Origin of the sequence: Polaribacter porphyrae (genome assembly GCF_002954685.1) — a bacterium.
Classification (GTDB): Bacteria; Bacteroidota; Bacteroidia; order Flavobacteriales; family Flavobacteriaceae; genus Polaribacter; species Polaribacter porphyrae.
The window spans coordinates 811,864-838,565 of sequence record NZ_MSCN01000001.1 but is presented as its reverse complement, the minus strand read 5'-3'; the positions used below and the strand labels follow the sequence as shown (position 1 = coordinate 838,565).

The window sequence follows — 26,702 nt, the reverse complement described above, 5'->3', positions numbered from 1 at the left end:
AGTTAAAATTGCATCGTTATCTAATTGAAAACTAAAGACTAAACCAATTGTATGATGCAACTTTACTCAAAAAAGCCATCTGAATTTCAGATGCAACCCAAACAAGAAACAGTTCAATTTTTGATTGATTTTTCCAAATCGCTAACTATTGTAAAAACCAAATCAAAAAATTTCATTGAATTGAATTTGAATTAAGAGTGGAAAAAGCTTCAACTAACGTTGAGGCTTTTTTTATACTGCCCATTAAAAGCCCATCCTAACCTTCCCAAAGGGAAGAGACTCCAATGTTTGTTTAATTTTATTTTGATTTATAATAAGCATCTAAAACAGATTTTCTACCAATTGTTTTAGTAATAACATCTTTTTCTAAATCCCAACCTCTTGCAGGCGAATATTCACGTCCATACCAAATGATTTGTAAATGTAAATCGTTCCATAATTCTTTTGGAAACAAGCGTTTTGCATCTTTTTCAGTTTGTTGTACGTTTTTTCCATTGGTTAGATTCCATCTATACATTAACCTATGAATATGTGTATCAACTGGAAAAGCTGGTACTCCAAAAGCTTGACTCATAACTACACTTGCAGTTTTATGACCTACTGCAGGCAATTCTTCTAAACCTTCAAAAGATTTTGGAACCTCTCCATTATATTTTTCAATTAATATTTTAGATAAACCATAAATCCCTTTACTTTTCATTGGTGATAAGCCACAAGGACGAATAATTGCCTTAATTTCTTCAACAGACATTTTAATCATATCAAAAGGATTATCAGCTTTGGCAAACAATAAAGGCGTAATTTGATTTACACGAACATCTGTACATTGTGCAGATAATAAAACAGCAATCAATAATGTATAAGGATTTTTATGGTCTAAAGGAATAGGTATTGTTGGATATAAAGTTTGTAGTGTTTCAATTACAAAATCTACTTTTTCTTGTTTCGTCATTATTAACTAATATTTAAGACAAAAGTAAACATCTTTAATTGAATTTAATATTTGATTTATTGTATTTTTGTTTAAATTATTTAAAAATAAATAAAACAAAATGACATCATTAAAAATAGGAGATAAGGCTCCACAGTTTGAAGCGAAAGATCAAGATGGAAATAGTATAAAACTAGAAGATTATAAAGGAAAGAAATTAGTATTATTCTTTTACCCTAAAGCTAGTACACCTGGTTGTACAGCAGAAGCATGTAACTTGAGTGATAACTATAAATCTTTTGTTGCTAAAGGATATGATGTTTTAGGTGTAAGTGCAGATTCAGCTAAAAGACAATCTAATTTTAAAAATAAATATGATTTTCCATATCCTTTATTGGCTGATGAAGATAAAGCTGTCATTGAAGCTTTTGGAGTTTGGGGACCAAAAAAGTTTATGGGAAGAGAATATGATGGAATTCATAGAACTACTTTTGTAATTGATGAAAATGGTCTAATAGAAGAAGTGATTACTAAAGTAAAAACGAAAGCTCATACAGAGCAAATTTTGGGTTAATACATAATTTACAAATAAAAAAACAGGGTTGTATTTTTAAAATACAACCCTGTTTTTTTTATCCTTTCTTAAAATTTTATAGCTGATAAGAAAGCCCAATAATAATTTGGTTAATTCTAGTGTCATAACTTGCATTTCCAAGATTACCAACAAAAGAAGATTCTACATCAGAAAAAGCTCTTTCCCATCTTATATCTATACCTAATTTTCCAAATTCAACTCCACCACCAAATTGTAAACCTACTGTAAAACCATCACCATCTACACTAGAAATATCAGAAACACTAAAATCTGAATCTAAAATATATTGAAAAGAAGGTCCAATAAAAACATTACCAATTCCAAAAATTTTCTTTCCTAATAATACAGGAATATCTAATTTTTGAAAAGTATGTGTAGTAGTTTTGGCTGCTTCTGTATAAAATACTTCATTTTCTAAATTTGTGTAAACTAATTCTGGACGTAAATATAAACCAACAACAGGCAATTTTAAACGCAACCATACACCTGCATGATACCCTGTTTTACTTTTTGCACCATTAAAAATATCTTGTCCAGCACCGTTAACTCCTTCAACTGAATTTGAATTGTAGTTAATACCACCTTTAATACCGAAATTGATTTGGGCATTTGACATTTGACTTAAGCCAAAAGCTAGAAATACTATTAAAATTATTTTTTTCATATCGATTAAATTTATCTATTTATGTAAAGACGCTTTGTAAACACAAAACGTTATTATTTCCTAGAAATTACTTTTTTAACAGCTTTTACTAAAGCATTTGCATCTAAACCATATTTAGCCATCAATTGTGCAGGTGTTCCTGATTCTCCAAAAGTATCATTCGTACCTACAAATTCTTGTGGAGTAGGAGTGTTCAATGCTAAAGTTCTAGCTACGCTTTCTCCTAATCCCCCAATAATGTTATGTTCTTCAGCAGTTACAATACAACCTGTTTTTGCCACAGATTTTAAGATGATTTCTTCATCTAAAGGTTTAATTGTATGAATATTTATTACTTCTACAGAAATACCTTCAGCTTCTAATTGTTCAGCAGCTTGTAAAGACTCCCAAACTAAATGACCTGTGGCTACAATAGTAACATCTGTACCTTCTGTTAATTTTATTCCTTTACCAATTTCGAATTTTGCATCTTCAGGCATAAAAACCGGAACTTTTGGTCGTCCAAAACGTAAATATACAGGGCCATCAAAATCTGCAATTGCAATTGTAGCAGCTTTTGTTTGATTGTAATCACATGGATTAATTACGGTCATTCCAGGTAACATTTTCATCAAACCAATGTCTTCTAAAATTTGGTGTGTAGCACCATCTTCACCTAAAGTAACTCCTGCATGAGAAGCACAAATTTTCACATTTTTTCCAGAATACGCAATAGATTGACGAATTTGATCATAAACTCTTCCTGTTGAAAAGTTCGCAAAAGTACCTGTAAAAGGTATTTTACCACCAATAGTTAAACCTGCAGCAATACCCATCATATTTGCTTCTGCAATACCAACTTGAAAAAAACGATCAGGATTTTCTTCTATAAACTGATTCATTTTTAAAGAACCAATTAAGTCTGCACATAAAGCAACTACGTTAGAATTTTTTCTACCTAATTCTGTTAAACCATCACCAAAACCAGAACGCGTATCTTTCTTTTCTGTGTATGTGTATTTTTTCATTATATAAGTGTGTATTGTAAAATTTTGGGTAAAAATAAACTTTTATTTGAAGTTTGAGTTTATAAATTCACCAATTCTTTGTAGAGTTTATGAACAGGTAAACCTACTACATTAAAGTAACTGCCTTCTATCTTATCTATAGCTATAAAACCTATCCATTCTTGAATACCATAAGCTCCTGCCTTATCAAAAGGTTTGTAATTTTTAATGTAATACCATATTTCTTCATCAGTCAAATCTTTAAAAGAAACTGTAGTTACATCATTAACTATCTTTAGAAAATGATTAGATTTTATACAAATTGATGTAATAACATCATGATTTTTTCCAGACAAACTTCTTAACATATTATATGCGTCGGTTTCATCTTTGGGTTTTCCTAAAGCTTTATCATCTAACCAAACAATAGTATCTGAAGTAATTAAAATATCATTTTCTGATAGATTTTTAAATGCTTTCGATTTTAAATCTGCTAAAAAATCAGTAATTTCTAATCCTTTTAATTCTTTTGGATAAATTTCATCAACTTCAATAGTTTTAATGGTAAAGTCAATATTTAAATCTTTAAAAAATTGTTGTCTTCTAGGAGATTTTGAAGCTAAAATAATATGGTAATCTTTTAATTTTTCTTTAAGCATTAAAGCTTTTTTTAATGCGTGCTAAATCACGCTTATTATCTCTGTCTTTAATAACATTACGTTTGTCATGCGTTTGTTTTCCTTTTGCTAAAGCAATTTCTAACTTGGCAAAACCTCTATCATTAATAAATAATTTTAAAGGAACAATAGTATTCCCTTTTGCTTCTACATCTTTTTTTAAACTACGCAATTCGCGTTTATTCAAAAGCAAACGTCTTTCACTTTTTGGTCTGTGATTAAAGTGATGACCATACATATATTCTTGAATATACATATTTACAATAAACAATTCTCCTCTATCATTAAACTCGCAAAAGCTTTCTGTAATTCTAGCCTGACTTAATCGAATTGATTTAATCTCTGTTCCAGTTAATTGAATTCCAGCAACATATTTGTCTAGAATTTCATATTCGAAACGTGCTTTTTTATTTTGAATGTTTATTTTTTTCTGCACTATTACAGATTGATTTTAAATTTAAACAAAGATACGTTTTTGATTAAAATAAAGAAGTGTAATTTTGTAATGTAATCTCGACAAAATCAAAAAAACTTTATGAAGTATTTGTATTTTTTATTGATTCTATTTGCAGTTGGTTGTTCTTCTAAAACAAAAGAATTGACAGCACAAGAGATAATTGATAAATCTATTATCAGTTCTGGAGTTGATAAAGTTGCCAATTCTGAAATTACTTTTAAGTTCAGAGATATACAGTATAAAGCAGTTAGAGAAAATGGTAATTTTCTGTTAATTAGATCTTTTGATTCTATTAAAGACATTTTATCAAATGAAGGTTTTAAAAGATTAGAAAATGCAGAACCTGTAAAAGTTTCAGATTCAATGATTTCAAAATATCGTAATTCTATAAATTCAGTTCATTATTTTTCTGTATTACCTTTTGGTTTAAATGATAAAGCAGTTCATAAAAAATTACTGCCATCATCAACAATAAAAGATAGAGAATATTATAAAGTTGAAATTACCTTTTCTAAAGATGGAGGAGGAGAGGATTTTGAAGATGTTTTTATTTATTGGATAGCTAAAAGTGATTTTTTAGTTGATTATTTAGCCTATTCATATCATACAAATGGAGGTGGAAAACGTTTTAGAGTATTAAAAGAACAATGTTATAAAGAAGGCATTCGTTTTGTAGATTATCATAACTACAAGCCTTTAAATAAGGATATTACATTAACTGGTTTAGACAAAGTATTTGAAAACAATGAATTAGAAAAAGTTTCTGAAATTGTTTTGGAGGATATTCAAGTTGATATTTTTGATTAATCCACTTTCAAAACTTCACTTGTTTTTTTATCTCCAGAAATAGTCACCATATATAAACTAGCATTATCGTTATCATCCATATTTTGATATTTCTTTTCTCCTAAAATAAGATTTGTGAAAGCAGGAGTTGTATTACTATGACCAACTATTAATACAGATTTACCTTTGGTTTCTGATTGAAATACAGAATCATACATGTTTCTAGGATTATATTTTTCTAATTTTATTTTTTTAGTTTGAGCTGTTGGTGTAGCAGTTTCTATAGTTCTATTGTATTGTGTTGAATATACTGCATCTAAATGAATATCTTTAAAATATTCTGCCCATCTTTGAGCTCTTTTTTCGCCTTCAAAATTTAAATTAGGATTTCTATTTGTAGGGTCAGTTCTGTCTTTTTCTGCATGACGAATTAAATAGTAAACAGTAGTATCATCACTTGAACATGCACTTAATAAAGTAAAAGTAAAGACAAGAAGAAGGAAATATTTTTTCATAAGGTTAGATTTGAGTAACGAATATAAACAAAAAAGAAAAAGCGATGTTTTTTAAAACACCACTTTTTCAAAATCCTCCAATTTATTTTTTAGTGAGTTACCAAATCAGATTGGTTTCTAAAAACCAATTTATCATCAAAGGCATCTAATAAAATAATACTATCAGTTGTTATTTTTCCAGATAAAATTTCTTTAGACAACTGATTTAATACTTCTTTCTGAATGACTCTTTTTACAGGTCTTGCTCCAAATTCTGGTTGATACCCTTTTTTAGCCAGATATTTAATTGCTTCATCTGTAGCATCTAACGTAATTTCTTGTTTGGCAATCATTTTCTGTAAATGATCGATTTGCAAACGAACAATTTCAAAGATATCACTCTGATTTAATGGTGTAAACATAATTATATCATCAATTCTGTTTAAAAATTCAGGTCTTACAGATTGTTTTAACAACCCTAAAACTTCAATTTTTGCCAATTCTGTTACAGCATCTAAATCTGCTTTTGGATCTGCAAATTTTTCTTGAATAATATGACTACCCATATTTGAAGTCATAATAATTATTGCATTTTTAAAATTTGCAACTCGCCCTTTGTTATCTGTCAATCTACCTTCATCTAAAACCTGTAATAACACATTAAAAGTATCTGGATGTGCTTTTTCAATTTCATCTAAAAGTACCACAGAATAAGGTCTTCTTCTTACAGCTTCAGTCAACTGTCCACCTTCATCATAACCTACATAACCTGGAGGTGCACCAACCAATCTACTAACTGAATGACGCTCTTGATATTCGCTCATATCAATCCTAGTCATTGCATTCTCATCGTCAAACAAATATTCAGCCAATGCTTTTGCCAATTCTGTTTTTCCAACTCCTGTAGTTCCTAAAAACAGGAAGCTTCCAATAGGTTTATTTGGATTTTGCAAACCTGCTTTAGAACGTCTTACAGCATCAGAAATGGCAACAATGGCTTCTTCTTGCCCAACAACTCTTTTATGTAATTGATCTTCTAATTTTAGTAATTTTTCACGTTCAGACTGAATCATTTTAGTAACAGGAATTCCTGTCCATTTTGCAATAACTTCTGCAATATCATCTAAATTTACTTCCTCTTTAATTAAAGATTTCTCATTTTGATTTTCAGCTAATATTTGCTGGTATTCTTCAAGTTTCTCTTGTGCCTGTTTTATTTTTCCATATCTAATTTCTGCAACTTTACCATAATCTCCTTCACGTTCTGCTTTTTCAGCTTCCAATTTAAAGTTTTCAATATCAGATTTTGCTTGCTGAATATTATCTACAACTTCTTTTTCTGATTTCCATTTTGCATTTATCGTATTTCTTTGCTCTTTGATGTTTGCCAAATCTGCTCGTAAAGATTTTAATTTTACTTCATCTTTTTCTCTTTTGATCGCTTCAATTTCAATCTCCAATTGCATTATTTTACGATCTAAAACATCTAATTCTTCTGGTTTCGAATTGATTTCCATTCGTAATTTAGAAGCAGCTTCATCCATTAAATCAATAGCTTTATCTGGTAAAAATCTGTTGGTAATATATCTTTGCGATAATTCCACAGCACCAATAATAGCTTCGTCTTTAATACGAACTTTGTGATGTGTTTCGTATTTTTCCTTGATTCCTCTCAAAATAGAAATGGCACTTTCTGTATCAGGTTCATCAACCAAAACCTTTTGAAAACGTCTTTCTAGAGCTTTATCTTTCTCAAAATATTTTTGATATTCATCTAAAGTAGTAGCACCAATTGCTCGCAATTCTCCACGAGCTAAAGCTGGTTTTAAGATGTTTGCAGCATCCATTGCACCTTGTCCACCTCCAGCACCAATTAGTGTGTGGATTTCATCAATAAACAACACAATATCTCCATCCGAAGTTGTTACTTCTTTAATTACTGCCTTTAAACGCTCTTCAAACTCACCTTTGTATTTTGCGCCAGCAATTAAAGCTCCCATATCTAAAGAAAAAATGAGTTTATCTTTTAGATTTTCTGGCACATCACCATCTACAATTCTATGTGCTAAACCTTCTGCAATGGCTGTTTTACCTGTTCCAGGTTCACCCACTAAAATTGGATTATTCTTTGTTCTACGTGATAAAATCTGTAATAATCTTCGGATTTCTTCATCACGTCCAATAACAGGGTCTAACTTTCCATTTTGCGCTAAATCATTTAAGTTTTTAGCGTATTTACTTAATGAATTGTAGGTTTCTTCTTGACTTTGAGAAGTTACTCTTTCTCCTTTACGAAGTTCCTCAATAGCTGCTTTTAGTAGCTTTTCTGTTACTCCTTGGTCTTTTAGAACTTGAGCAATATTAGATTTTGATTTAAAAATTGCTAAAATTAAATGCTCAATAGAAACAAAATCGTCTTTCATATTTTTAGCGATGATAGATGCTTCATTTAACGTTTTACCAGCTTCTCTTGATAACATTAATTCTGCTCCAGAAACTTTTGGTAAACTCTCTAATTGTTTGTCTAAAATTTGATTTATAACACCAGTATTGATGTTTAATTTCTTCAATAAAAAAGGCAACACATTTTCATCAACTTGTGTTAAGGCTTTAAAAATATGCTCGTTTTCTATTTGATTATGACCAAAACCTTGCGCTAACTGTTGTGCTAGTTGAATGGTTTCTTGTGATTTTGTTGTATAATTATTAAAATTCATTTTTCTTTGTTTTTTAAATCAACTGTCATTTTGAGCGTAATGGAATGCAGTCGAAAAATCTTAATGCCTTAATTTTAGATTTCTCCACAAGGTCGAAATGACAAGTTTATATTATTTATTTTTTCTTTATAACTATTACTTATCAATTACAATACCATCAGAAATTTAAAAGAACAACAAGTCAAAATGTCTTGAAAAGCCTTTAAAATAAAGACAAAATGACATTTTAAGTTCTTGATTTAGAAAAATTAGAAGGAGAAGTGCCAAATCTTTTTTGAAACAACTTTGAAAAATAGGAGTTGTGTAAAAAACCAACCTCTGAAGAAAGTTCTTTTAAAGAAATAGTATGATTATTTTCTAAAATAGTTCTTGCTTTTTGCAGTTTTACTTCAGTAATAAATTCTTTTGGTGTTAAACCTGTTTCAGACTTTATTTTTCTGTACAAAGAACTTTTTGAGAGGTGAAATTGTTCTGCTATATCTTCTTGTTTTAATGAAGTATTTGCAACATTTTTATTAACATAATTGCTTACTTTCAGAATCCAATTTTCAGTATTTTTAGTTGAATGATGAATATTCTCATCATTTCTGTATATTTTTCTTTTCTGATAATTGTGTAATGAATTTTGAACTCTAATCATTAACTCATTCTTCTCAAAAGGTTTTTCTAAATAATCATCAATACCCAATTTCAAAACATCTAATTTGCTTTTAGAATCTGATCTAGCTGTTAGCATTATTATAGGAATATCTGGATAAATAGGTTTTAAGTTTTTTATAAAATCCAAACCATTCATTTTAGGCATCATATAATCTGTGATGATAAAATCAACTTTATTTTCTTGTAAAATTTTCAAAGCTTCTGCACCATTTTCTGCTTCTAAACAGTTGTTTTCTTTAAAAATATCAGCTAAATATGCTCTCATTTCTCTATTATCATCAACCAAAAGAAATTTATAAGATTTTTGATGCAAAACTAATTTATCAAACTGAAATGTTTTTTCTTTTATCTCTTCTTTATGTACTTTAATTTCTTTTACAGCGTCAGTTTTGGGAATGGTAATTTTAAAAACACTTCCTTTATTTAATTCGCTTTCAACAGTTAAGCTTCCACTGTGGAGTTCAATAATTTCTTTACTAAATGCTAAACCAACTCCACTTCCTCCAGCTTTGTTTATTGAATTATCTGCTTGATAAAAACGTTCAAATATCTTTTTAGTATCTTTTTCTGATAACCCTATTCCTGAATCTTCAATTTTGATAATTACATTATCCTTTGATAATTCTAGATTAATACTTACAGTTCCATTTCTATCAGTATATTTTAAAGCATTAATTACAATGTTATTTAAAGCTCTTTCTAGATAAATAACATCAGATTTTATAAATAATTGTGCTTTATGTGTATATTTAAAATCAATATTTTTTTCTTTAAAAAGAGGTTCAAAATTCAAAATTATCTTATGAATTAGATTGTTAAGATTAATTGTTTTTAAATTAATTTTAAAATCTGCACTCTCCATTTTAGCCAAATCTAAAACATCATCTACCATTTTCTTTATTTTTGAAACTTGAACATCTACACCCTGTTCTATATTTTCTAGTTCATTTGATGATAAATCACTTTCTTTTAGTTTATCAATCTGACCTTTTATTAAAGTTAAGGGTGTTCTTATTTCATGAGAAATATTGATAAAAAACTGTGATTGAAATTGATTTATTTTCTCTAAATCGTTCTTTTTAGATTCTAATTCAGCTTCATTTGTTCTGTTGATATTTTTAAAATAGTTGATGATAATAAAAATTGCAAAAAATAAAAATGCAATTGAAACATCGTTAAACATTGAGATTGGGTAATGATGAAAGAAAAAGTTAGGAATAAAAAATAGGAGGAAAGCAATAAAAAGAATTACAAGGTTTATTCTTTTAGAATCGATGAAAATTAAACTTTTACTAAAAACTAAAAAGAAATAAAACTCTAAAAGGTTTTCTTTAAATAGAAAGTTTGCGTACCAATAGGTAAGACCTATCAACAAAAATAAATACAAAATTCTACCTAATAAATGATGTTTTTTATAATGAATAAATTGAATCATAAAAATTGCAGAACTCATAGCAATACTCAATAAAATAACAGAAAACGAACTGTGTTCTTTATATTCATCAACAGCCATTACTACTGATAATAATTGCCAGCCTAAACAGAATACATTAAATAAAACAATCTTTTTAAGCTCTGTTTTTGAAGTAGTATCATCAGAACCTAATTGAATATATTTTTTGAATAAAGTGTTAATTGTCATTTGGTTACCTATATAAAAAACAAGAATTACGTATAAAAGTATAAAATAAATTGAATTGTTTGTGCTATAAGTTGGTCTAAAATTGATATTTGATTAAAATATTTTTGTTTCCATAAAATAACTACATCCTATGAAAACTTTTACTTTACTATTTGCTTTTTTAATTTCGTTTACACTGGTTGCTCAAAACGTAAACATACCAGACTCAAATTTTAAAAACGCATTATTAAGTGATGCCACTATAAATACGAATAGTGATAATGAAATTCAGGTTTCAGAAGCACAAGCCTTTACTGGAACAATTCAAGTTTCCAATAAAAATATATCAGATTTAACTGGAATTGAATTTTTTGATAATTTAACAAAACTCTATTGTCATTATAATAATTTGACCACAATTAATTTAAAAGATAATAAAGAATTGTTAGAGCTTGGAGCGTCTAACAATAAAATCAATTTTATAGAAGTTGATAAAAACGTGAAGCTACAAGTTTTAGGTTTGGGAGATAATGAGTTGACTAACATAAATATTGATGAGAATGTAAATCTGATAGAACTTTATTTAAATGCAAATAAATTGAATACCATAGACGTTTCTAAAAATACTGCATTAGGAAAACTTCTAATTGGAGGAAATAATTTAACAAGTTTAAATGTTTTGCAAAACACGAATTTAAGGACGCTTTCTTGTGCAGAAAATTCTATTTCAGATTTAGATATCAGTAATTGTTTGCTTTTAGAAGATTTGAATTGTGGCTATAATAATCTATCCACTTTAAATACTGCAAATAATATTAGTCTGTTTGAAATTTCTTGTGATGATAATAGTTTAACTTTTTTGGATGTTACTAAAAATGTGAATTTGCTACAATTATTTTGTAGAAATAATAAGATTACTGAATTAGATTTGACAAAAAACACAAAGTTAGGTCAGGTATTTTTACAAAATAATCTCATAAAAATTTTAGATATTTCTAATGCTCCAGATATGACAGAATTTTATTGCAATGACAATTCGCTTACAGGTTTAGATGTTGCTAATGGAAATAATGCAAATTTATATTTGAATGCTTCTCAAAACCCTGGTTTACAATGTATAAATGTGGATGTTGGTTTTAGCCCAACCAATTGGGATAAAGATCCAGCTTCAATGTATGGAACTAATTGTGCTGTGGCTTCTATAGATGATGTTGAATTAGGTAAGCATATTAAAATTTATCCAAATCCTTTTAAAAATAACATTACAATTGATAACTTTTCTAATGAAAATGTAGCACTTTCAATCATTTATACTAGTCTTGGAAAAAGCATAAAGTCTTCATCAGAAAACATTCTAAATACTAAAGATCTATCCAAAGGAGTTTATTTTTTGAAAATTAGATTTTCTTCAGGCAAACACATTATTAAAAAAATTGTGAAATAATAGTTTGATTTTTTCTGATATTTGCTTAAAATATCAAAATGGGAATATTTAATAACTTGTTTGGAAGCAATAATGGTAAAGAAAATCAACCTGAAAAAAAATCTTTTTTAAACTGGATTCCTTTAACATCTTTAGAACAGTTAGAGGAAATTAAAAAACAATCAAAAACAGAATCCGTTTTAATATTCAAGCATTCTACAAGATGTGGAATTAGTAGTTTAGTTATCAGGCAGTTTGAGAAATTATTTCAAGAACAACATCAAAATTTAAAAGTGTATTATTTAGATTTATTGAGTTATAGAAGTATTTCTGATGAAGTAGGGTATAGCTTTCAAATAATGCATCAATCTCCACAATTAGTAGTTGTAAGAAACGAAGTTGCTGTGTATAATGCTTCTCATTATGACATTACTCAAACAGATTTAACAAGATTTATATAGATAAACTTGCATTCAACCTACTTTAAGTCTTAAATTTGTTACTTAAATTTTTTAACCTTTGGCAGAAATAAATACTTCAGAAAAAATAGTAGGAAAAGAATTATATGGATATCAAAAAGATGCACTTCAAGAGATTTTTAGAAGATTTAAAGATGCGCCTCAAGACTATCATTTATTATATCAGCTGCCAACTGGAGGTGGAAAAACAGTTATTTTCTCTGAAATTGTAAGACGTTATTTAGAAACTTTTAAAAAGAAAGTACTTGTTTTAACCCATAGAATTGAGTTAAGCAAGCAAACTTCTAAAATGCTGAATGAATTTGGTGTTAAAAATAAAACAATAAATTCTACTGCTAAATTAGATGATCAACATGAATATGATTGTTTTGTAGCAATGGTAGAAACACTCAAAAACAGACTAAATGATGAAAAAATTGATATTTCTGATATTGGTTTAGTTATTGTAGATGAAGCACATTATAATTCATTCACTAAAATATTTAAATTTTTTGATGAATCATTTATATTAGGTGTTACAGCTACACCATTAAGTTCTAATATAAAGCTACCAATGTATGAGAATTATCAAGAATTATTTGTTGGAGAATCTATTCAAGATTTAATTGATAATGGCTATTTAGCAAGAGCAAATATGTATTTTTATAATGTTGGTTTAACTTCGTTAGAAGTTGGTGCAAATGGAGATTATACTGTAAAGTCTTCAGAAGACTTATATACTAATAATGATATGCTTTCCAAATTAGTATCTGCTTATGAAGAAAGTGCTAAAGGAAAGAAAACCTTAATTTTTAATAATGGTATAAATACGTCTATTCAAGTATTTCATGCATTTAAAAAAGCGGGTTATCCTATTGCTCATTTAGACAATACAAATACAAAAAAAGAGCGTGAATTTATTTTAAAATGGTTTCATAAAACGCCAAATGCTATTATTACCTCTGTAAGTATTTTAACAACTGGGTTTGATGAACCTGGTATAGAAGCAATAATCTTAAACAGAGCCACAAAATCATTGACATTATATTATCAAATGATTGGTCGTGGATCTCGTATTTTTGGTGATAAAGTTACTTTTGATGTTATTGATTTAGGAAATAATTTTTACAGATTTGGACCTTGGGGAGCAGATTTAGACTGGCAAAAAATGTTTAGAGCTCCTGACTATTATCTAAATGCAATTCTTTCTGATGAAGAAATTGAAAGTACATTTAGATATGAATTACCTGCTGATGTTAAAAAAGAATTTGCAAACTCTAAAGACACTTATTTCGACATGAAACAAGTGTATATTGATACAATTAGAGCTGGTGAATCTTCGAAACGAGTTTTAGAAAAATCTATTGTTCATCATGCAAAAATGTGTATTGAAAATTCTGAAGATGTTTTTGATGCATTAATCTTAGCTAAAAAGCTAGGTGAGGAGATTGATGATAGAATTAATAGATATGCAAAGTGTATTTCTAAAAGTACACACAATTTTGTTACTTGGTTAAAAGATGATTATCGTAAAAAATTAAATGCATATTTGCGTTCTAATTTTGATGAAGATTATGAAAAGATTTTCGGACATCCTCCAGTTGAGGAATAAAATAACTCTTCTTAATTCATATTTAATTAAATATCAGAGTTGCAAATTGCAATTTCTGTGTTAATTCTTTCCAATAAATTAAGATTACTTTTATTGCATTTTCTATTTTCGTTCATAATTAAGTAATAAGAACCTTCAATAGTTACTATTAAGTTTTTTAACAGCTTATCATTTAAAAAATCATAATTTCCTTTTTTAATTTCGTCAAAATCAATTTTTCTAACAAACAAATCTGTAAAATATTTTTCGTAGATAGTTGCTAGCTTTTTGTAACTTTTTAATGTTAGTTTATGTTGAGAATAATGTTCTTCTATAGTTCTTCGCAGTTTAAAATTATCGATTAATTTCATATCTCCAGAATTAATTAACGTCTTATAAGTATTATTTTCTGGATAAAAATCAACCATAGTAGAAAGTTCAAAAACTTTATTTACAATTGTATCTCTATTACCTTTTTTCTTACCTAAAAAAGGTTTTATATCATGAATGGTTTTTAGAATGGTGTAAATTTCACCATCATTTTTTTTAAGTGTTTTTATTTCTGTTTTAATATCTAAAGCCAAACTCTCTAAATATTCAACTTTCAGTTTTGTATTCTTAACATTTTCTCTAAATGTGTTTAAAGAAAAAGCTCCATACAAGCCAATAATTACAATAATAACTTCTCCAACACCATATTTCCAGTTGATTTTTTTCATTTTAAGAAAAATTTAAAAATGATTTTTTTGAGGTCTATCCTCTCTGTTTCAGCTAAAACTTTACTTCTTACTAGTTAAAGAATTTAGATAAACATATTTCTTTTAATACAAAAAAATATAGAATAAACCATTTTATTCAACTAAATAACAGTTTATTACTGTAAAACATCAGAAAGAAATAATTAAAATATCAGAAAATAAAGCTAAAAACTATTTTAATTTATTCTTTTTCGTTTGTAAAACCCAAGTTGCATTGAATCCGAAATGGAAATTCCCATCTTTGGCATTAAAATTATTTCGGGTTTGTGTTATAAAAGTATCTTCAGCAAAATTTCTAGCATTTGTAATTTGAAACTGTAAAAGCAAATGACTCAACTCCCAATTAACACCAACCATAAAAGCGTTGTAAGTTTGAACTGACTTTAAAGGATTAGTTACATAAAAATATTCTGAAACAATAGCTGCATGATTTCCTATTTTATGTCGCCCACCAAAAGCAACAGCAAACTGATTATTTGGGTCGTTTGTTAACGGGTTTTCTTCTCTATGAATAAAAGTGGGTGCAACTTGTAAAGATAATTCAGTATTAATTTTTTTTCCGATTAAAACCTGACTCGTAAATGCATACTTATCTGTTGATGAACTAGTTTGTTGATAAATATTGCCATTTGCATTTTCCAGTTTTCTATGAGATAAAGCTTGTACTAAAGTAATGCTAAAAGGCATCTTTTTAGAGTTTTTACGTTGTTTAAAAAGCTTGTATTTAAGAAATCCATCAGTAATTTTATCATGATTTGTATAACCTAAACCAAAAGTAAAATTATCAGAAAAAGCATAATCTAAACCATAACGTGTACTAACAACATCAGCTAAAAAACGTTGCCCTGCAAAGTTGGGGATATTCCAATATCTGTTATATAAAGAAATTTCTAAAGCTCCTTTTTTACGAGTTTCAATAGAATGACCTAAACCAATTCTAGTTGTTTTAAAAGTGGCAATTTCATATAAAGGTTTATTAGTAAGTTCGTTGTTTAACTTATCTAGTAAGTCTTGAGCATTTATAGAAGAAGAATATGCAACTATAAAAAGCAATGCTAATAATTGTTTCTTTATACTATTCTTCATAAGGTTTGTATTGAAATTTGAATTTGATAGAAATAGTTTTTGCAATATTACTCGATAAAATTGGTGGAATTTTAATTTGAAAATCTTTTACTTCTACATCAAAACTACCACTCACAATATAATTACCATCAGAATTATCAATTACGGTTTTTATATCTACTTCTTTGGTTATGCCATGTATAGTTATAGATCCATGAATTATTTTAGTTTGTTTCCCTTTTAAGTCTGTATCAAAGTCTTTGATTTTGCCTTCAAAACTTGCTTTTGGATAAATATCTGACTCTATATAACTTTCGTTAAAATGTTCGTACATTAAATCCTTTTTAAATACAAATGCACGCATTATCATACTTACTGCAATCTCTTTTTTATCTGTATCTAAAATACTTACAACTTGATTGTTTTTAGCTTCTATATTCTCTACAGATGTGTATGAGAAAAAAGAAACTTGTCCTAATCTAGCAATAAATTGATTTTCTTTAGGCGAAAAGTTGCTGAAAGAGAACAATATTAAAAAGAGAAGTAAAAATTTATTCATTTTATAAAATTTCTATGGAACAATTTAGTAAAATTACATCTTTTAAGAAACCTTTACAAAGTCCTTTTACTATTATTTTTTGATTTTCTTTCAACGTTTTTATTTTTTCTTTTTCTGCTGAATTAACATCACAAATTACCCCAAATGTATTAGAATTACTTTGTAATATTACAGTGTTTCTACTATTTAAAAAAGAAATTTCTTTAACAGTACCAATAACTTCAATAATTTTATTAGTATAAATGGTATCTGTTTTTTCTTCATTTTTAGAATATGCTCGCAACAAATCATTAGAATGTATTGTAAAAGCTACGGTTTCATTTTTTAAATTCTTTTCTGATGAATCTACAAACAACGGAATAATATAATGGTATGTATTAATAAGTATTAATACAAAAACAATTAATAAAAAGAATTTGTTTTTGAGTTTCATATTTATCAAAGAAAATTAAAATTTGAGTATCTAAAAAAGAAAATACGCTAAAAAGGAAAAAAATAACTTAAAGAGGAATAAATGCTTGACAAAAAGTAAAGAATAGTAGTATATTTCCACTTTTAAATACAATGAAAAAAGACAAACTCTATTTTTTAACATTTTTATCTATTACTGCAGTTTTTTTACTAATTGCTTTAATAGCCTCTCAATATTTTATAAAAGTAAGTGCTAATCAGCTTATAGAAGTACAGGTAGAGTCTAGTAAAAGAGAGGCAAATGAAATTGCTAAATTGATTAGCTTTCAACTAAATTCTAAAATAGAGAAAGATAAAATTGTTGAAAATACGCAACAAATTATTGAAAACTCAAATACCGATACTTGGTTTATTAGTGTATTTAATTGGAGTGGAAGAGAGGTGGCTAACCCAGATAAAACAAAAGTAGGGCAGCTAGTAAACTCTAACAAAACATTACTATCATCCTTAAAAGAAAAAAATAACTCTGACGATTTATATGATTTACTTATGAACGCCAATAACGTTGCTTCATCAGAAATAATTCATATATCACCAATTAAAAATGCTGATTTAATAGTTGCTGCTAATGTAAATTTAAATAGTATAAAGGCACAAATGAAAGCTTTAAAAACTAATTTCTACCTTATTTTTTCTGTGATGGGTATTTTAGTGATAGTACTCTCTTTTCTTGCAGTAAGAATTATTGGAAGTGCTTATGAAAAGCAGCTAGAATTAAAAAATTCTTCATTAGCATCAGAAGTAATTAATTTATCTAAATTAAATACAGATTTGGTTTCATACAAAGAAAAAGTAGCTGAAAAACCAGAGCAGATTGATGCAAAAGAGCCCCAAGAAAAAGACAAAGAACGAATTTTAACCTACATTAGAAACGAGTTAGTTCCTGTAAATATAAAAGATATTGCTTATGTATATACAGAAAATACAATTACATACGTAGTTTGTTTTGATGGTAAAAGATCAACCACAAATATGAGTTTAGATGACATGTATTCTAATTTAAATTCTAGTATATTTTTTAGAGCGAACAGACAATTTATTATTAGCATAACTGCTATTGATAAGATTATTAAGTATGGTAATAGTCAGTTAAAAATTCTATTACAATCTAAAACATCAGAAGAAATAATTATTAGTAAAAATAAAGCCGCCGAATTTAAACAATGGTTAAATATCTAGTCATTCGTAGGCTAAAACCTGTTAAATTCAAATTACTTTCAAGCTATTTTTTTCCTTTTTACACTAAAATCTTTCCCTTTCGCAAAAGTTGATGCTTTGTAAATCCTTTTAATTTAGTTACTTTACAGTGTAATTAAAAACAACTATAATGATAAACTTCCAAAAAACTAAACCACACTTTTTTTTATTGAGCATTGGCATTTTGTTTGCATCTTGCTTATCTAATGTAGACGAAGTAGAAGAACTAGATCCTTGTGATGCGATTACATTTTCAGTAGATGTAAAGCCAATTATAGACAGTAACTGTATTCAATGCCATGGAACAGGAGGTAACTTTCCTAATTTAACAACTTATACTGGAGTTAGTACAAATGCAACTATTGTAAAAACTGAAATTGTAAGCAAAAGAATGCCTCAAGGAGGATCACTATCAGATGCAGAAATTCAAGCCATAAGTTGTTGGGTTGATGCAGGTGCACTAAATAATTAGAAATTATGAATAAGAAAAAAATTATTGTTGTTCTTCTAATTCTAGGAATGTTAGGGGGAGTAGTGGGTTATAAAATGTATAACAAACCTCACGTAAATGTTAATGACACTAAAGCAGACTTTAGTGTTAATGCAAATGCTTTTTTAAATGAATTTTCTACGGATGAAACTAAAGCCAATACAAAATATTTAGAAAAAATAGTTAGTGTTAAAGGTATTATTTCATCAATTAAAGTAGAAAATAATAAAGGAATCATTTCCTTAAAAACTGATGATGATTTTGGTAGCATTCAATGTCATTTGTCTGATGAAGCTACAAAAAGTATCAATAACCTTAAAGAAGGACAAAATATAACAGTTAAAGGAATTTGTACAGGATATCTTATGGATGTTATCCTTGTAAAATCAGAAATTATCAACTAAAAATAAAATAAATCATGAAACCAATTATCACATTAATTTGCTGTTTGTTTATTATAACAATTAGTAATAGTCAAGAAAGGTATTTAACAAAAAATGGTGCTGTAAACTTTTTCTCAAAAGCACCTATGGAAGATATTACTGCAGACAACAATCAAGTTTTAAGCATCATAGATGCTACAACTGGTAAAATGGCAATATCAATTTTAATGAAATCATTTTTATTTGAAAAAGCATTAATGCAAGAACATTTTAATGAGAATTATGTAGAATCAGATAAATATCCAAAAGCTACATTTAAAGGTAGTATCCTTAATTTTGATGCTATTAATAGTACAAAAAGTAAAGCAAAAGTTAAAGGGAATTTAACCATACATGGTGTTACAAAAGAATATCTTATAGAAGGTAATTTTACAAGAACAGATGATGCAATTTTGGTTGATGGTGAGTTTACAGTAAATTTAGATGATTTTGGTATCAAAATACCTGCAGTAGTTGCTAAAAATATTGCAAAAAACATAAAAGTAAGTTTTAAATTTAACCATACACCTTTTAAGAAATAAAAACATGAAAAAATTTGTACTAACCATTTTTTTTATAGCAACTCATATTGCTATGTTTAGTCAAGATGACTTACTTGATATACTAGATGATGAAGCTCCTAAAAGCAAAACAGATGGTGTTGTAACATCAACTTTTAAAGGAACTCGAATTTTAAATGGACATTCTGTAGAGAATAGAAAAGATAAAGAGCTAGAGTTTATAATCTCACATAGATTTGGACGTTTAAATACTGGTTTTAAAGACTTATTTGGTTTAGATGAATCTAATGTGCGTTTTTCTTTAGAATATGGTTTAAATGATAATCTAACTATTGGAATTGGTAGAAGTAGTTTCGAAAAAACATACGATTCTTTTTTAAAATATAGTTTATTTAAACAAAGAAGAGGAGAAAAGTCCTTTCCGTTTGCAATTTCTCTTTTTGGAAGCATTGCTGCAAAAACACAAGAAGAAAGTTTCCCAATTAAAGAGAGAAGTTTTGCAGAAAACTTATCTTATGTAGGGCAAGTATTAATTGCAAGAAAAGTAAGTAAATCTTTCTCATACCAACTTACACCAACATATATTCATAGAAATACAGTTACAAATGTTGCAGACCCAAATGGAATTTTTGCTCTTGGTTTTGGTAGCCGTGTAAAATTGAGTAACAGAGTTTCTTTAAATGGCGAATATTATCATGCTTTTAACGAATCTGTATCTATTAATGCTCAAAACTCACTTGCCTTTGGAGTCGATATAGAAACTGGAGGCCATGTATTTCAATTGATTTTCTCAAATGCAAGAACGATGATCGAAAAAGGTTTTATTGCTGAAACTACTGGCGATTTCTTTGGAGGTGATATCCATTTTGGATTTAACATTTCTAGAACCTTTTAAGAATCCAATTTTCGAAAGAAAAATTCAAAGCTGAAATACCAAAAGCAGATTAATGAGGTGAGTACTCATTTTTTAAGCAATCATTAATCTGCTTTTATTTAATTCATTCAATATGTATGAATTAGAGTCTTATACCCTAAATTTAACTTAAAAATTACAACAATGTTTCAAAGAGAATATACAGTGCAAGGTACAGATGTGAATGATTTTATGGTAATGCAAAGTGATGCTTACTTAAAATATGCCTCTAAAATAGTAGAAACTTTTTTGTTTGTAAAAGGTTACACAAAGCTTAAAATGAACACCTTAAAAGTAGGTTTACAAAAGCAAAGTGATCAACTTAACCAAAATAAACCCTTATTATTTACTCAAAAATTTACAATGCTACTAGAGTTTAAAAACATTGATTACACGTTGCAAAAAATGACTATCCTTGTTAGTTTTTACAATTCTAAAAATGAACCTGTAGCAAGCTTACAAAGAGAATTTTCATGGTTTGATTATTCTAGCTGGCAAGTAATTACGCCTCCAAAAGTAATTACTAAATATTTTAAGCAAGAAACCATCTTAAACAAAGCAAGTTAAAATTTACCAGACCTAATATTTTCGAAAGAAGTTTTACTTTCTATACTCATCAAAAGTACCATCATTATAAAAAACTACAATTCGTTGAATTTGCTTTCCTGTATTTGAAGAATCTTGAAATAGATTTGGTGGAGTAGGAGAGGCTTTAAGAGTTGAAGTATTATTCTCTTTTGGAAAATTTCCTTTTCCATTAAGTAACCAATGTATATCTACATTTTTAAAAGTAGTCGTGATTTTTAAAATAAAATCTAAACTAGGTTTGTTTCTACCAGATAAAATGTGAGAAATACTAGAACGTTGCACACCAATTTTATCAGCAAAAAGAGAGGCTGAAAGCTGATGAAAATCCATCACTTTTTTTATTCGATTAGCAAAATCTGTACTATTTATCATTGTAAACAATTGTAACAATACAAATGTAAATTAATATAATATGTCTTCAAAATATATTTTTACAAATATTACACACTCTGATTTTTTAATAAAGTAAAACTTCATTTAAAACACACAATTAACTTATTTTTAATAAACTAAATATGTTTTTAAAAATAAAATAAATATTTGCTATTCTATAATTTTATAGTAGTGTTATTATTTTGAATAGTGTTTACAAATGTATTCAATATTAGATATCTTTAAGTTTACAATTGTAATTTCAATAGTAGTTACAATTGTAAAATTATAATTGGTTGCTTCTATACTAAAGTGTAAATTTGCATTAATAATTTACTATTGTGGAAATTTTATCTGTTCAATTTTTAGAGGAAATATTTAATCAACAAAAAGAGAAAAATCTTTTTGGTAAGTGGATAACTTTTAATGATATTAAGGATTTATTTAATAAACACAAAGAACATTTTATAGTTCAACAAATAGGATTTTCTGAACAAGATAGACCTATTTTCTCTCTAAAAACAGGAACAGGTAAAAAGAAAATTTTGCTTTGGTCTCAAATGCATGGTAATGAAAGTACTGGTACTAAAGCTCTTTTTGATATTTTAAATTGCTTTTCTAATTCATCTAATAATGTTTTTAAAACTATTTTAGAAGAATGCACCTTGTTATTCTTACCAATGCTAAACCCTGATGGTTCTGAAGCTTATACAAGAGTAAATGCGAATAATATAGATTTAAATAGAGATGCTGTTGATAAAGTTGCAATAGAAAGCAAGTTACTTCGAGAAATATTAGAAAAATTCAATCCAAAATTTTGTTTTAATTTACATGATCAGAGAACTATTTTTGGTGTAGAAGGCACAAAAAACCCTGCAACAATATCCTTTTTAGCTCCTTCAGAAGAAAAAACTAGAGCTTTAACTGGAGGTAGAATTCAAACCATGAATGTTATTGTAGCTATGAATACAATGCTGCAAAACTTTATTCCAAATCATATTGGTAGATATACTGATGAGTTTTACCCAACAGCTACTGGAGATAATTTTCAAAAACTAGGTTATAATACTGTTCTTATTGAATCTGGTCATTATCCAAAAGATTATGATAGAGAAAAAACCAGAGAATTTACATTCTATTCCATTCTGCAAGGCATTTATCATATTGCTACTTCTCAAGAATTTATAGCTTACAAAGCTTATTTTTCTATTCCTAATAATACCAAAATCTTTTATGATGTTATTCACAGACATCAAAATTCAAGAAATGATGTTGCTTTTCAATACAAGGATGAAATTATCGATAGCAAATTAGTTTCTTCACTTGAAAAGGTAGATGAAAAAGATATTTTTAATAAAATTGGACATAGCGAAATCGTTTTCGTTGATAAGAAAAATTAAATTTTTCTCATTTTTAGTTATTTTTAATTAAATTAAATTCATAAATTTGTCATGTTAATTGAATAATATATAAAATGAAAAAATTTATTTTAGATGAAATTGATCATCAAATTCTAGACATCCTAATAGAAAATGCAAGAACACCTTTTACAGATATTGCAAAACAATTGCTTGTTTCAGCAGGAACTATTCATGTTCGTGTTAAGAAGATGGAAGACGAAGGTATTATTCAAGGTTCAACATTAACCCTTAATTACGAAAAAATGGGGTATTCCTTTATAGCACATGTTGGTGTATTTTTAGAAAAAACTTCAATGACTCAAAATGTTATTGAAAATTTAAGGAAAATACCTAATGTTACTGTGGCTTACGTTACTGCTGGTAAATATAATATTTTCTGTAAGGTTAGAGCTAAAGGCACCAATGATGCCAAAGATATTATTTATCAAATAGATGATGTACCAGGAGTGAACAGAACAGAAACTATGATTGCTCTAGAAGAAAGCATTAACGACAAAAAGAGAATGATGCATGCAATATTTGCAGAGTTATAAAAACAATAAATAAATTTTAAAAAAACCTTATCATAAAAATGATAAGGTTTTTTTATGGAATAAAATTCATAATGATTAAGTTTGTTATGAAATTTATAATTTGTGATGTCAAAAATTGAATATACTTCAAATTTAGAGTTAGATAATCAAACTTTATTATATTTATATAAAAGCATTTTAAAACCTCGTTTAGTAGAGGAGAAAATGTTAATCCTTTTAAGACAAGGTAAAATTTCAAAATGGTTTTCTGGTATAGGGCAAGAAGCAATTGCAGTTGGTGTTACTGCAGCTTTAAATAAAGACGAATATATTTTGCCAATGCATAGAAATTTGGGTGTTTTTACTACTAGAGAAATTCCTTTGTATAGGCTATTTTCTCAATGGCAAGGTAAAATGAATGGATTTACAAAAGGAAGAGACAGAAGTTTTCATTTTGGTACACAAGAATTTGATATTATTGGGATGATTTCTCATTTAGGACCTCAATTAGGTATTGCTGATGGTATTGCTCTTGCTAACAAATTAAGAAAAGAACAAAAAGTTTGTGCTGTTTTTACAGGTGAAGGTGGCACAAGTGAAGGCGATTTTCATGAAGCACTAAATGTGGCTTCTGTTTGGAGTTTACCAGTATTATTCTGTGTTGAAAATAATGGTTATGGCTTATCAACACCAATATCAGAGCAGTTTAATTGTAAAAATATAGCAGATAAAGGTATTGGTTATGGTATGGAAAGCCATATTATAGATGGTAATAATATAATAGACGTTTTTACAAAAGTTAATAAACTTGCAGAAAGTATTCGAAAAGAACCTAGACCAATTTTAATTGAGTTTAAAACTTTTAGAATGCGAGGTCATGAAGAAGCTAGTGGTACTAAATATGTATCCCAAGAATTAATGAATACTTGGGCAGAAAAAGACCCAATTAAAAATTTTGAGCAGTTTTTATTTGACAGAAAAGTGCTTACAAAAAGCTTAAAAGATGAGTTTCATAAAGAAATAATTAAAGAAATCAACGAGCATCTAAAAATTGCTTTTGATGAAGAAGTAATTCAACCAAATATCAAAACCGAATTAAATGATGTTTATAAATCCTCATTATATGAAGAAATCAAACCTTCTTCTACAAAGAAGAATATCCGTTTTGTAGATGCAGTTTCTGATGGATTAAAATTATCCATGCAAAAGCATCACGATTTGGTAATTATGGGGCAAGATGTGGCAGAATATGGAGGCGTTTTTAAAATCACTGATGGTTTTGTAAATGAGTTTGGTAAAGAACGAGTTAGAAATACACCAATTTGTGAATCAGCAATTGTGTCTGCTGCTTATGGTTTATCAATTAATGGGATAAAATCAGTAATGGAAATGCAATTTGCAGATTTTGTTTCATCAGGCTTTAATCCAATTGTAAACTTATTAGCGAAATCTCATTACAGATGGAATCAAAATGCAGATGTAGTAGTAAGGATGCCTTGTGGAGCAGGAGTAGGAGCTGGACCATTTCACAGCCAAACCAATGAGGCTTGGTTTACCAAAACACCTGGTTTAAAGGTTTTATACCCAGCTTTTCCTCAAGATGCAAAAGGTTTACTAATTCAAGCTATTAACGATCCAAACCCTGTGTTGTTTTTTGAACACAAAGCTCTCTACAGATCTGTTTATCAAGATGTATCTGAAGATTATTTTACGATTGAAATTGGTAAAGCAAATTTGCTTAAAAAGGGTAATGATTTAACAATTATCGGTTATGGAGCTACAGTACATTGGATTTTAGAAAGTTTAAAAGAACTCCCAAAAATAGCTGCTGATGTTATCGATTTAAGAACATTACAACCTTTAGATACTGCAGCTATTTATCAATCTGCAAAAAAAACAGGGAAAGTAATTATTGTGCAAGAAGATTCAATGTTTGGAGGTATTGCAAGTGATATTTCAGCATTAATTAATGAAAATTGCTTTGAGTTTTTAGATGCTCCAGTAAAAAGAGTTGCAAGTTTAGAAACACCAATTCCTTTTCAAAAAGAATTGGAAAACCAATATTTAGGAAAATCAACCTTAACAAAACAGATATTAGAAATCCATAATTATTGAGTATTTTTAACACAATTAAAAAATATCAAATGAATAACAAGCAAATCATATTTAAAAAACGCCCTGTTGGTGTGCCAGATGCTGATACTTGGCAATTAGAAACGAATCCAGTTCCAGAATTAGCAGAGGGCGAAATTTTAGTAGAGCATCATTATATTTCTTTAGATCCTGCAATGCGTGGTTGGATGAATGATACAAAATCATACATTCCACCAGTTGCTATTAATGATGTAATGCGTGCTGGCTCAATTGGAAAAGTGATAAAAAATAATGGAAATCCTAAATTTGAAGTTGGAGATGTTGTTACAAGTTGGGGAGGAGTGCAGCAGTATGCTATAACAAATGGAGATAGTTGGTATAAAGTAGATACACGTTTAGCACCAATGCCAAAGTATATTGGTATTTTAGGGATGCCAGGTATGACTGCTTATTTTGGAATTACAGAAGTTGGCAAAATTACAGCAGGTGATATCGTTTTGGTTTCTGGAGCTGCAGGTGCAGTTGGTAGTGTTGTTGGCCAAATTGCAAAAATAAAAGGTTGTACAGTTATTGGTATTGCTGGTGGACAAGAAAAATGTGATTATATTAAAAACGAATTAGGCTTTGATGAAGCTATTGATTATAAATCAGAAAATATTTATTCGGCATTAAAGCAAAAATGCCCAAAAGGTGTAGATGTATATTTTGATAATGTTGGTGGTAAAATTTTAGATGCTGCATTAAGTAAATTAAGAATGCATGCCAGAGTTGTAATTTGTGGAGCAATTTCTCAATATAATAACAAATCTAAAATTGATGGTCCAAGCAATTATTTGTCATTATTAGTTACACGATCTACAATGCAGGGAATGGTTGTAATGGATTATGCTAAAAAATTTGGTGATGCAGCCAAACAAATGGGAATGTGGATGCAAGAAGGAAAATTAACATCTAAAGAAGCTATTTATGAGGGTATTGAAAACTTTCACGAAACCTATAACAGGCTTTTTTCTGGTGATAAAAAAGGGAAATTGGTTTTAAAAGTGATAGAAGAGTAGGCAAGTGGAACATTTTTTTCAGTGCCCATATTGTTGGGAAGAAATTTCTATGATTTTAGATACTAGCGTATCTCAACAAACTTACATTGAAGATTGTGAAGTTTGTTGTAATCCTATAGAAGTTTCGCCAAGTTTTGAAAATGGAGAATTGGTAGGATTTTATTCACAATCTATAGAACAATAGCATAATTTCTATAAGGT

29 protein-coding genes are annotated in these 26,702 nt (G+C 28.2%); 16 read left to right on the top strand and 13 right to left on the bottom strand.

Annotation, left to right across the window (positions count from 1 at the left end; all coding sequences use genetic code 11):
* Positions 1-298 precede the first annotated feature (298 nt).
* Positions 299-952: an endonuclease III domain-containing protein gene (locus BTO18_RS03870; RefSeq protein WP_105014966.1), complete on the bottom strand. Its 654-nt coding sequence runs from the start codon at positions 950-952 to the stop codon at positions 299-301.
* 100 nt (positions 953-1,052) lie between these two features.
* Here BTO18_RS03870 and bcp point away from each other — a divergent pair, with 100 nt between their 5' ends.
* The gene (bcp, locus tag BTO18_RS03865) at positions 1,053-1,505 is read left to right on the top strand and encodes a thioredoxin-dependent thiol peroxidase (protein ID WP_105014965.1); all 453 of its coding nucleotides are present in this window, start codon (positions 1,053-1,055) and stop codon (positions 1,503-1,505) included.
* A 76-nt stretch (positions 1,506-1,581) separates the two neighbouring features.
* On the opposite strand, the gene BTO18_RS03860 is transcribed toward bcp, so the two are convergent.
* Genes BTO18_RS03860 through smpB form a run of 4 tightly spaced genes read right to left on the bottom strand, consistent with a single transcriptional unit; the run spans position 1,582 to position 4,289 of the window.
* Positions 1,582-2,190, bottom strand: a complete 609-nt coding sequence (locus BTO18_RS03860) for a porin family protein (protein WP_105014964.1) — start codon at positions 2,188-2,190, stop codon at positions 1,582-1,584.
* Positions 2,191-2,243: 53 nt separating this feature from the next.
* Complete coding sequence (locus tag BTO18_RS03855) at positions 2,244-3,197, bottom strand: transketolase family protein (RefSeq protein WP_105014963.1); 954 nt, start codon at positions 3,195-3,197, stop codon at positions 2,244-2,246.
* Between the two features lie 59 nt (positions 3,198-3,256).
* A complete protein-coding gene (locus BTO18_RS03850; protein ID WP_105014962.1) occupies positions 3,257-3,835 on the bottom strand; it encodes a Maf-like protein in 579 nt (192 codons plus the stop codon).
* A complete protein-coding gene (gene smpB, locus BTO18_RS03845; protein ID WP_211295562.1) occupies positions 3,828-4,289 on the bottom strand; it encodes an SsrA-binding protein SmpB in 462 nt (153 codons plus the stop codon). Before smpB ends, BTO18_RS03850 begins: the two co-directional genes overlap by 8 nt.
* A 99-nt stretch (positions 4,290-4,388) precedes the next feature.
* Here smpB and BTO18_RS03840 point away from each other — a divergent pair, with 99 nt between their 5' ends.
* On the top strand, positions 4,389-5,117 hold the full coding sequence (locus BTO18_RS03840; protein ID WP_105014960.1) for a DUF6503 family protein: 729 nt from the start codon (positions 4,389-4,391) through the stop codon (positions 5,115-5,117).
* On the opposite strand, the gene BTO18_RS03835 is transcribed toward BTO18_RS03840, so the two are convergent.
* The 3 genes from BTO18_RS03835 to BTO18_RS03825 form a co-directional block, all read right to left on the bottom strand.
* Positions 5,114-5,611: a SixA phosphatase family protein gene (locus BTO18_RS03835; protein ID WP_105014959.1), complete on the bottom strand. Its 498-nt coding sequence runs from the start codon at positions 5,609-5,611 to the stop codon at positions 5,114-5,116. The two genes, BTO18_RS03840 and BTO18_RS03835, sit on opposite strands and share 4 nt — an antisense overlap.
* An 89-nt stretch (positions 5,612-5,700) precedes the next feature.
* Complete coding sequence (gene clpB, locus BTO18_RS03830) at positions 5,701-8,307, bottom strand: ATP-dependent chaperone ClpB (RefSeq protein ID WP_105014958.1); 2,607 nt, start codon at positions 8,305-8,307, stop codon at positions 5,701-5,703.
* Positions 8,308-8,533: 226 nt separating this feature from the next.
* Entirely contained in the window at positions 8,534-10,609 is a 2,076-nt protein-coding gene (locus tag BTO18_RS03825; RefSeq protein ID WP_105014957.1) for a hybrid sensor histidine kinase/response regulator transcription factor, read from the bottom strand.
* A gap of 130 nt (positions 10,610-10,739) precedes the next feature.
* On the opposite strand from BTO18_RS03825, the gene BTO18_RS03820 reads away from it, so the two are divergent.
* Genes BTO18_RS03820 through BTO18_RS03810 form a run of 3 tightly spaced genes read left to right on the top strand, consistent with a single transcriptional unit; the run spans position 10,740 to position 14,081 of the window.
* Positions 10,740-12,032, top strand: coding sequence for a T9SS type A sorting domain-containing protein (locus BTO18_RS03820; RefSeq protein ID WP_105014956.1), 1,293 nt, complete (start codon positions 10,740-10,742; stop codon positions 12,030-12,032).
* Positions 12,033-12,070: 38 nt separating this feature from the next.
* Positions 12,071-12,472: a bacillithiol system redox-active protein YtxJ gene (gene ytxJ, locus BTO18_RS03815; RefSeq protein ID WP_105014955.1), complete on the top strand. Its 402-nt coding sequence runs from the start codon at positions 12,071-12,073 to the stop codon at positions 12,470-12,472.
* A gap of 58 nt (positions 12,473-12,530) precedes the next feature.
* Positions 12,531-14,081 (top strand): DEAD/DEAH box helicase, encoded by a 1,551-nt coding sequence (locus BTO18_RS03810; RefSeq protein WP_105014954.1) that lies wholly within the window; start codon positions 12,531-12,533, stop codon positions 14,079-14,081.
* A gap of 26 nt (positions 14,082-14,107) precedes the next feature.
* Here BTO18_RS03810 and BTO18_RS03805 read toward each other — a convergent pair whose 3' ends face one another.
* The 4 genes from BTO18_RS03805 to BTO18_RS03790 form a co-directional block, all read right to left on the bottom strand.
* Complete coding sequence (locus tag BTO18_RS03805; RefSeq protein ID WP_105014953.1) at positions 14,108-14,779, bottom strand: hypothetical protein; 672 nt, start codon at positions 14,777-14,779, stop codon at positions 14,108-14,110.
* 210 nt (positions 14,780-14,989) lie between these two features.
* Positions 14,990-15,904, bottom strand: coding sequence for a DUF5777 family beta-barrel protein (locus BTO18_RS03800; RefSeq protein WP_105014952.1), 915 nt, complete (start codon positions 15,902-15,904; stop codon positions 14,990-14,992).
* Positions 15,894-16,442, bottom strand: coding sequence for a YceI family protein (locus BTO18_RS03795; protein ID WP_105014951.1), 549 nt, complete (start codon positions 16,440-16,442; stop codon positions 15,894-15,896). The genes BTO18_RS03800 and BTO18_RS03795 overlap by 11 nt, the downstream gene beginning before the upstream one ends.
* Position 16,443: 1 nt before the next feature.
* Positions 16,444-16,875 (bottom strand): OB-fold protein, encoded by a 432-nt coding sequence (locus BTO18_RS03790; RefSeq protein WP_105014950.1) that lies wholly within the window; start codon positions 16,873-16,875, stop codon positions 16,444-16,446.
* A 131-nt stretch (positions 16,876-17,006) separates the two neighbouring features.
* On the opposite strand from BTO18_RS03790, the gene BTO18_RS03785 reads away from it, so the two are divergent.
* From BTO18_RS03785 to BTO18_RS03760, 6 genes are all read left to right on the top strand, one after another.
* On the top strand, positions 17,007-18,092 hold the full coding sequence (locus BTO18_RS03785) for a LytR/AlgR family response regulator transcription factor (RefSeq protein ID WP_105014949.1): 1,086 nt from the start codon (positions 17,007-17,009) through the stop codon (positions 18,090-18,092).
* Between the two features lie 148 nt (positions 18,093-18,240).
* The gene (locus BTO18_RS03780) at positions 18,241-18,582 is read left to right on the top strand and encodes a c-type cytochrome (protein ID WP_105014948.1); all 342 of its coding nucleotides are present in this window, start codon (positions 18,241-18,243) and stop codon (positions 18,580-18,582) included.
* Between the two features lie 5 nt (positions 18,583-18,587).
* Positions 18,588-19,004, top strand: a complete 417-nt coding sequence (locus BTO18_RS03775) for an OB-fold protein (protein WP_105014947.1) — start codon at positions 18,588-18,590, stop codon at positions 19,002-19,004.
* A 14-nt stretch (positions 19,005-19,018) separates the two neighbouring features.
* On the top strand, positions 19,019-19,564 hold the full coding sequence (locus tag BTO18_RS03770) for a YceI family protein (protein WP_105014946.1): 546 nt from the start codon (positions 19,019-19,021) through the stop codon (positions 19,562-19,564).
* A 4-nt stretch (positions 19,565-19,568) separates the two neighbouring features.
* A complete protein-coding gene (locus BTO18_RS03765) occupies positions 19,569-20,438 on the top strand; it encodes a DUF5777 family beta-barrel protein (protein WP_105014945.1) in 870 nt (289 codons plus the stop codon).
* 162 nt (positions 20,439-20,600) lie between these two features.
* Positions 20,601-21,023 carry a thioesterase family protein gene (locus BTO18_RS03760; protein ID WP_105014944.1) on the top strand — a complete coding sequence of 141 codons (423 nt, stop codon included), beginning with the start codon at positions 20,601-20,603 and terminating at the stop codon, positions 21,021-21,023.
* A 33-nt stretch (positions 21,024-21,056) separates the two neighbouring features.
* Here BTO18_RS03760 and BTO18_RS03755 read toward each other — a convergent pair whose 3' ends face one another.
* Positions 21,057-21,416, bottom strand: coding sequence for a helix-turn-helix domain-containing protein (locus tag BTO18_RS03755; RefSeq protein ID WP_105014943.1), 360 nt, complete (start codon positions 21,414-21,416; stop codon positions 21,057-21,059).
* A 341-nt stretch (positions 21,417-21,757) separates the two neighbouring features.
* Between BTO18_RS03755 and BTO18_RS03750 the strand changes: the two genes are divergently transcribed.
* The 5 genes from BTO18_RS03750 (at position 21,758) to BTO18_RS03730 (ending at position 26,685) form a co-directional block, all read left to right on the top strand.
* Positions 21,758-22,816, top strand: coding sequence for a M14 family zinc carboxypeptidase (locus BTO18_RS03750; RefSeq protein ID WP_105014942.1), 1,059 nt, complete (start codon positions 21,758-21,760; stop codon positions 22,814-22,816).
* 74 nt (positions 22,817-22,890) lie between these two features.
* Positions 22,891-23,370, top strand: a complete 480-nt coding sequence (locus BTO18_RS03745; protein ID WP_105014941.1) for an Lrp/AsnC family transcriptional regulator — start codon at positions 22,891-22,893, stop codon at positions 23,368-23,370.
* A gap of 105 nt (positions 23,371-23,475) precedes the next feature.
* The gene (locus BTO18_RS03740) at positions 23,476-25,464 is read left to right on the top strand and encodes an alpha-ketoacid dehydrogenase subunit alpha/beta (RefSeq protein WP_105014940.1); all 1,989 of its coding nucleotides are present in this window, start codon (positions 23,476-23,478) and stop codon (positions 25,462-25,464) included.
* 29 nt (positions 25,465-25,493) lie between these two features.
* Positions 25,494-26,501: an NADP-dependent oxidoreductase gene (locus tag BTO18_RS03735; protein WP_105014939.1), complete on the top strand. Its 1,008-nt coding sequence runs from the start codon at positions 25,494-25,496 to the stop codon at positions 26,499-26,501.
* A gap of 4 nt (positions 26,502-26,505) precedes the next feature.
* The gene (locus tag BTO18_RS03730; protein WP_105014938.1) at positions 26,506-26,685 is read left to right on the top strand and encodes a CPXCG motif-containing cysteine-rich protein; all 180 of its coding nucleotides are present in this window, start codon (positions 26,506-26,508) and stop codon (positions 26,683-26,685) included.
* Positions 26,686-26,702 lie beyond the last annotated feature (17 nt).

Coding starts and splice junctions, on each gene's coding strand:
- BTO18_RS03770 (WP_105014946.1), top strand. CDS start 19,019: ATGAAACCAATTATCACATTAATTTGCTGTTTGTTTATTATAACAATT.
- BTO18_RS03780 (WP_105014948.1), top strand. CDS start 18,241: ATGATAAACTTCCAAAAAACTAAACCACACTTTTTTTTATTGAGCATT.
- BTO18_RS03735 (WP_105014939.1), top strand. CDS start 25,494: ATGAATAACAAGCAAATCATATTTAAAAAACGCCCTGTTGGTGTGCCA.
- bcp (WP_105014965.1), top strand. CDS start 1,053: ATGACATCATTAAAAATAGGAGATAAGGCTCCACAGTTTGAAGCGAAA.
- BTO18_RS03800 (WP_105014952.1), bottom strand. CDS start 15,904: ATGAAGAATAGTATAAAGAAACAATTATTAGCATTGCTTTTTATAGTT.
- BTO18_RS03745 (WP_105014941.1), top strand. CDS start 22,891: ATGAAAAAATTTATTTTAGATGAAATTGATCATCAAATTCTAGACATC.
- BTO18_RS03765 (WP_105014945.1), top strand. CDS start 19,569: ATGAAAAAATTTGTACTAACCATTTTTTTTATAGCAACTCATATTGCT.
- clpB (WP_105014958.1), bottom strand. CDS start 8,307: ATGAATTTTAATAATTATACAACAAAATCACAAGAAACCATTCAACTA.
- BTO18_RS03805 (WP_105014953.1), bottom strand. CDS start 14,779: ATGAAAAAAATCAACTGGAAATATGGTGTTGGAGAAGTTATTATTGTA.
- BTO18_RS03785 (WP_105014949.1), top strand. CDS start 17,007: ATGAAAAAAGACAAACTCTATTTTTTAACATTTTTATCTATTACTGCA.
- BTO18_RS03790 (WP_105014950.1), bottom strand. CDS start 16,875: ATGAAACTCAAAAACAAATTCTTTTTATTAATTGTTTTTGTATTAATA.
- BTO18_RS03860 (WP_105014964.1), bottom strand. CDS start 2,190: ATGAAAAAAATAATTTTAATAGTATTTCTAGCTTTTGGCTTAAGTCAA.
- BTO18_RS03820 (WP_105014956.1), top strand. CDS start 10,740: ATGAAAACTTTTACTTTACTATTTGCTTTTTTAATTTCGTTTACACTG.
- BTO18_RS03855 (WP_105014963.1), bottom strand. CDS start 3,197: ATGAAAAAATACACATACACAGAAAAGAAAGATACGCGTTCTGGTTTT.
- ytxJ (WP_105014955.1), top strand. CDS start 12,071: ATGGGAATATTTAATAACTTGTTTGGAAGCAATAATGGTAAAGAAAAT.
- BTO18_RS03850 (WP_105014962.1), bottom strand. CDS start 3,835: ATGCTTAAAGAAAAATTAAAAGATTACCATATTATTTTAGCTTCAAAA.
- BTO18_RS03835 (WP_105014959.1), bottom strand. CDS start 5,611: ATGAAAAAATATTTCCTTCTTCTTGTCTTTACTTTTACTTTATTAAGT.
- BTO18_RS03740 (WP_105014940.1), top strand. CDS start 23,476: ATGTCAAAAATTGAATATACTTCAAATTTAGAGTTAGATAATCAAACT.
- BTO18_RS03870 (WP_105014966.1), bottom strand. CDS start 952: ATGACGAAACAAGAAAAAGTAGATTTTGTAATTGAAACACTACAAACT.
- BTO18_RS03795 (WP_105014951.1), bottom strand. CDS start 16,442: ATGAATAAATTTTTACTTCTCTTTTTAATATTGTTCTCTTTCAGCAAC.
- BTO18_RS03825 (WP_105014957.1), bottom strand. CDS start 10,609: ATGACAATTAACACTTTATTCAAAAAATATATTCAATTAGGTTCTGAT.
- BTO18_RS03760 (WP_105014944.1), top strand. CDS start 20,601: ATGTTTCAAAGAGAATATACAGTGCAAGGTACAGATGTGAATGATTTT.
- BTO18_RS03840 (WP_105014960.1), top strand. CDS start 4,389: ATGAAGTATTTGTATTTTTTATTGATTCTATTTGCAGTTGGTTGTTCT.
- BTO18_RS03775 (WP_105014947.1), top strand. CDS start 18,588: ATGAATAAGAAAAAAATTATTGTTGTTCTTCTAATTCTAGGAATGTTA.
- BTO18_RS03755 (WP_105014943.1), bottom strand. CDS start 21,416: ATGATAAATAGTACAGATTTTGCTAATCGAATAAAAAAAGTGATGGAT.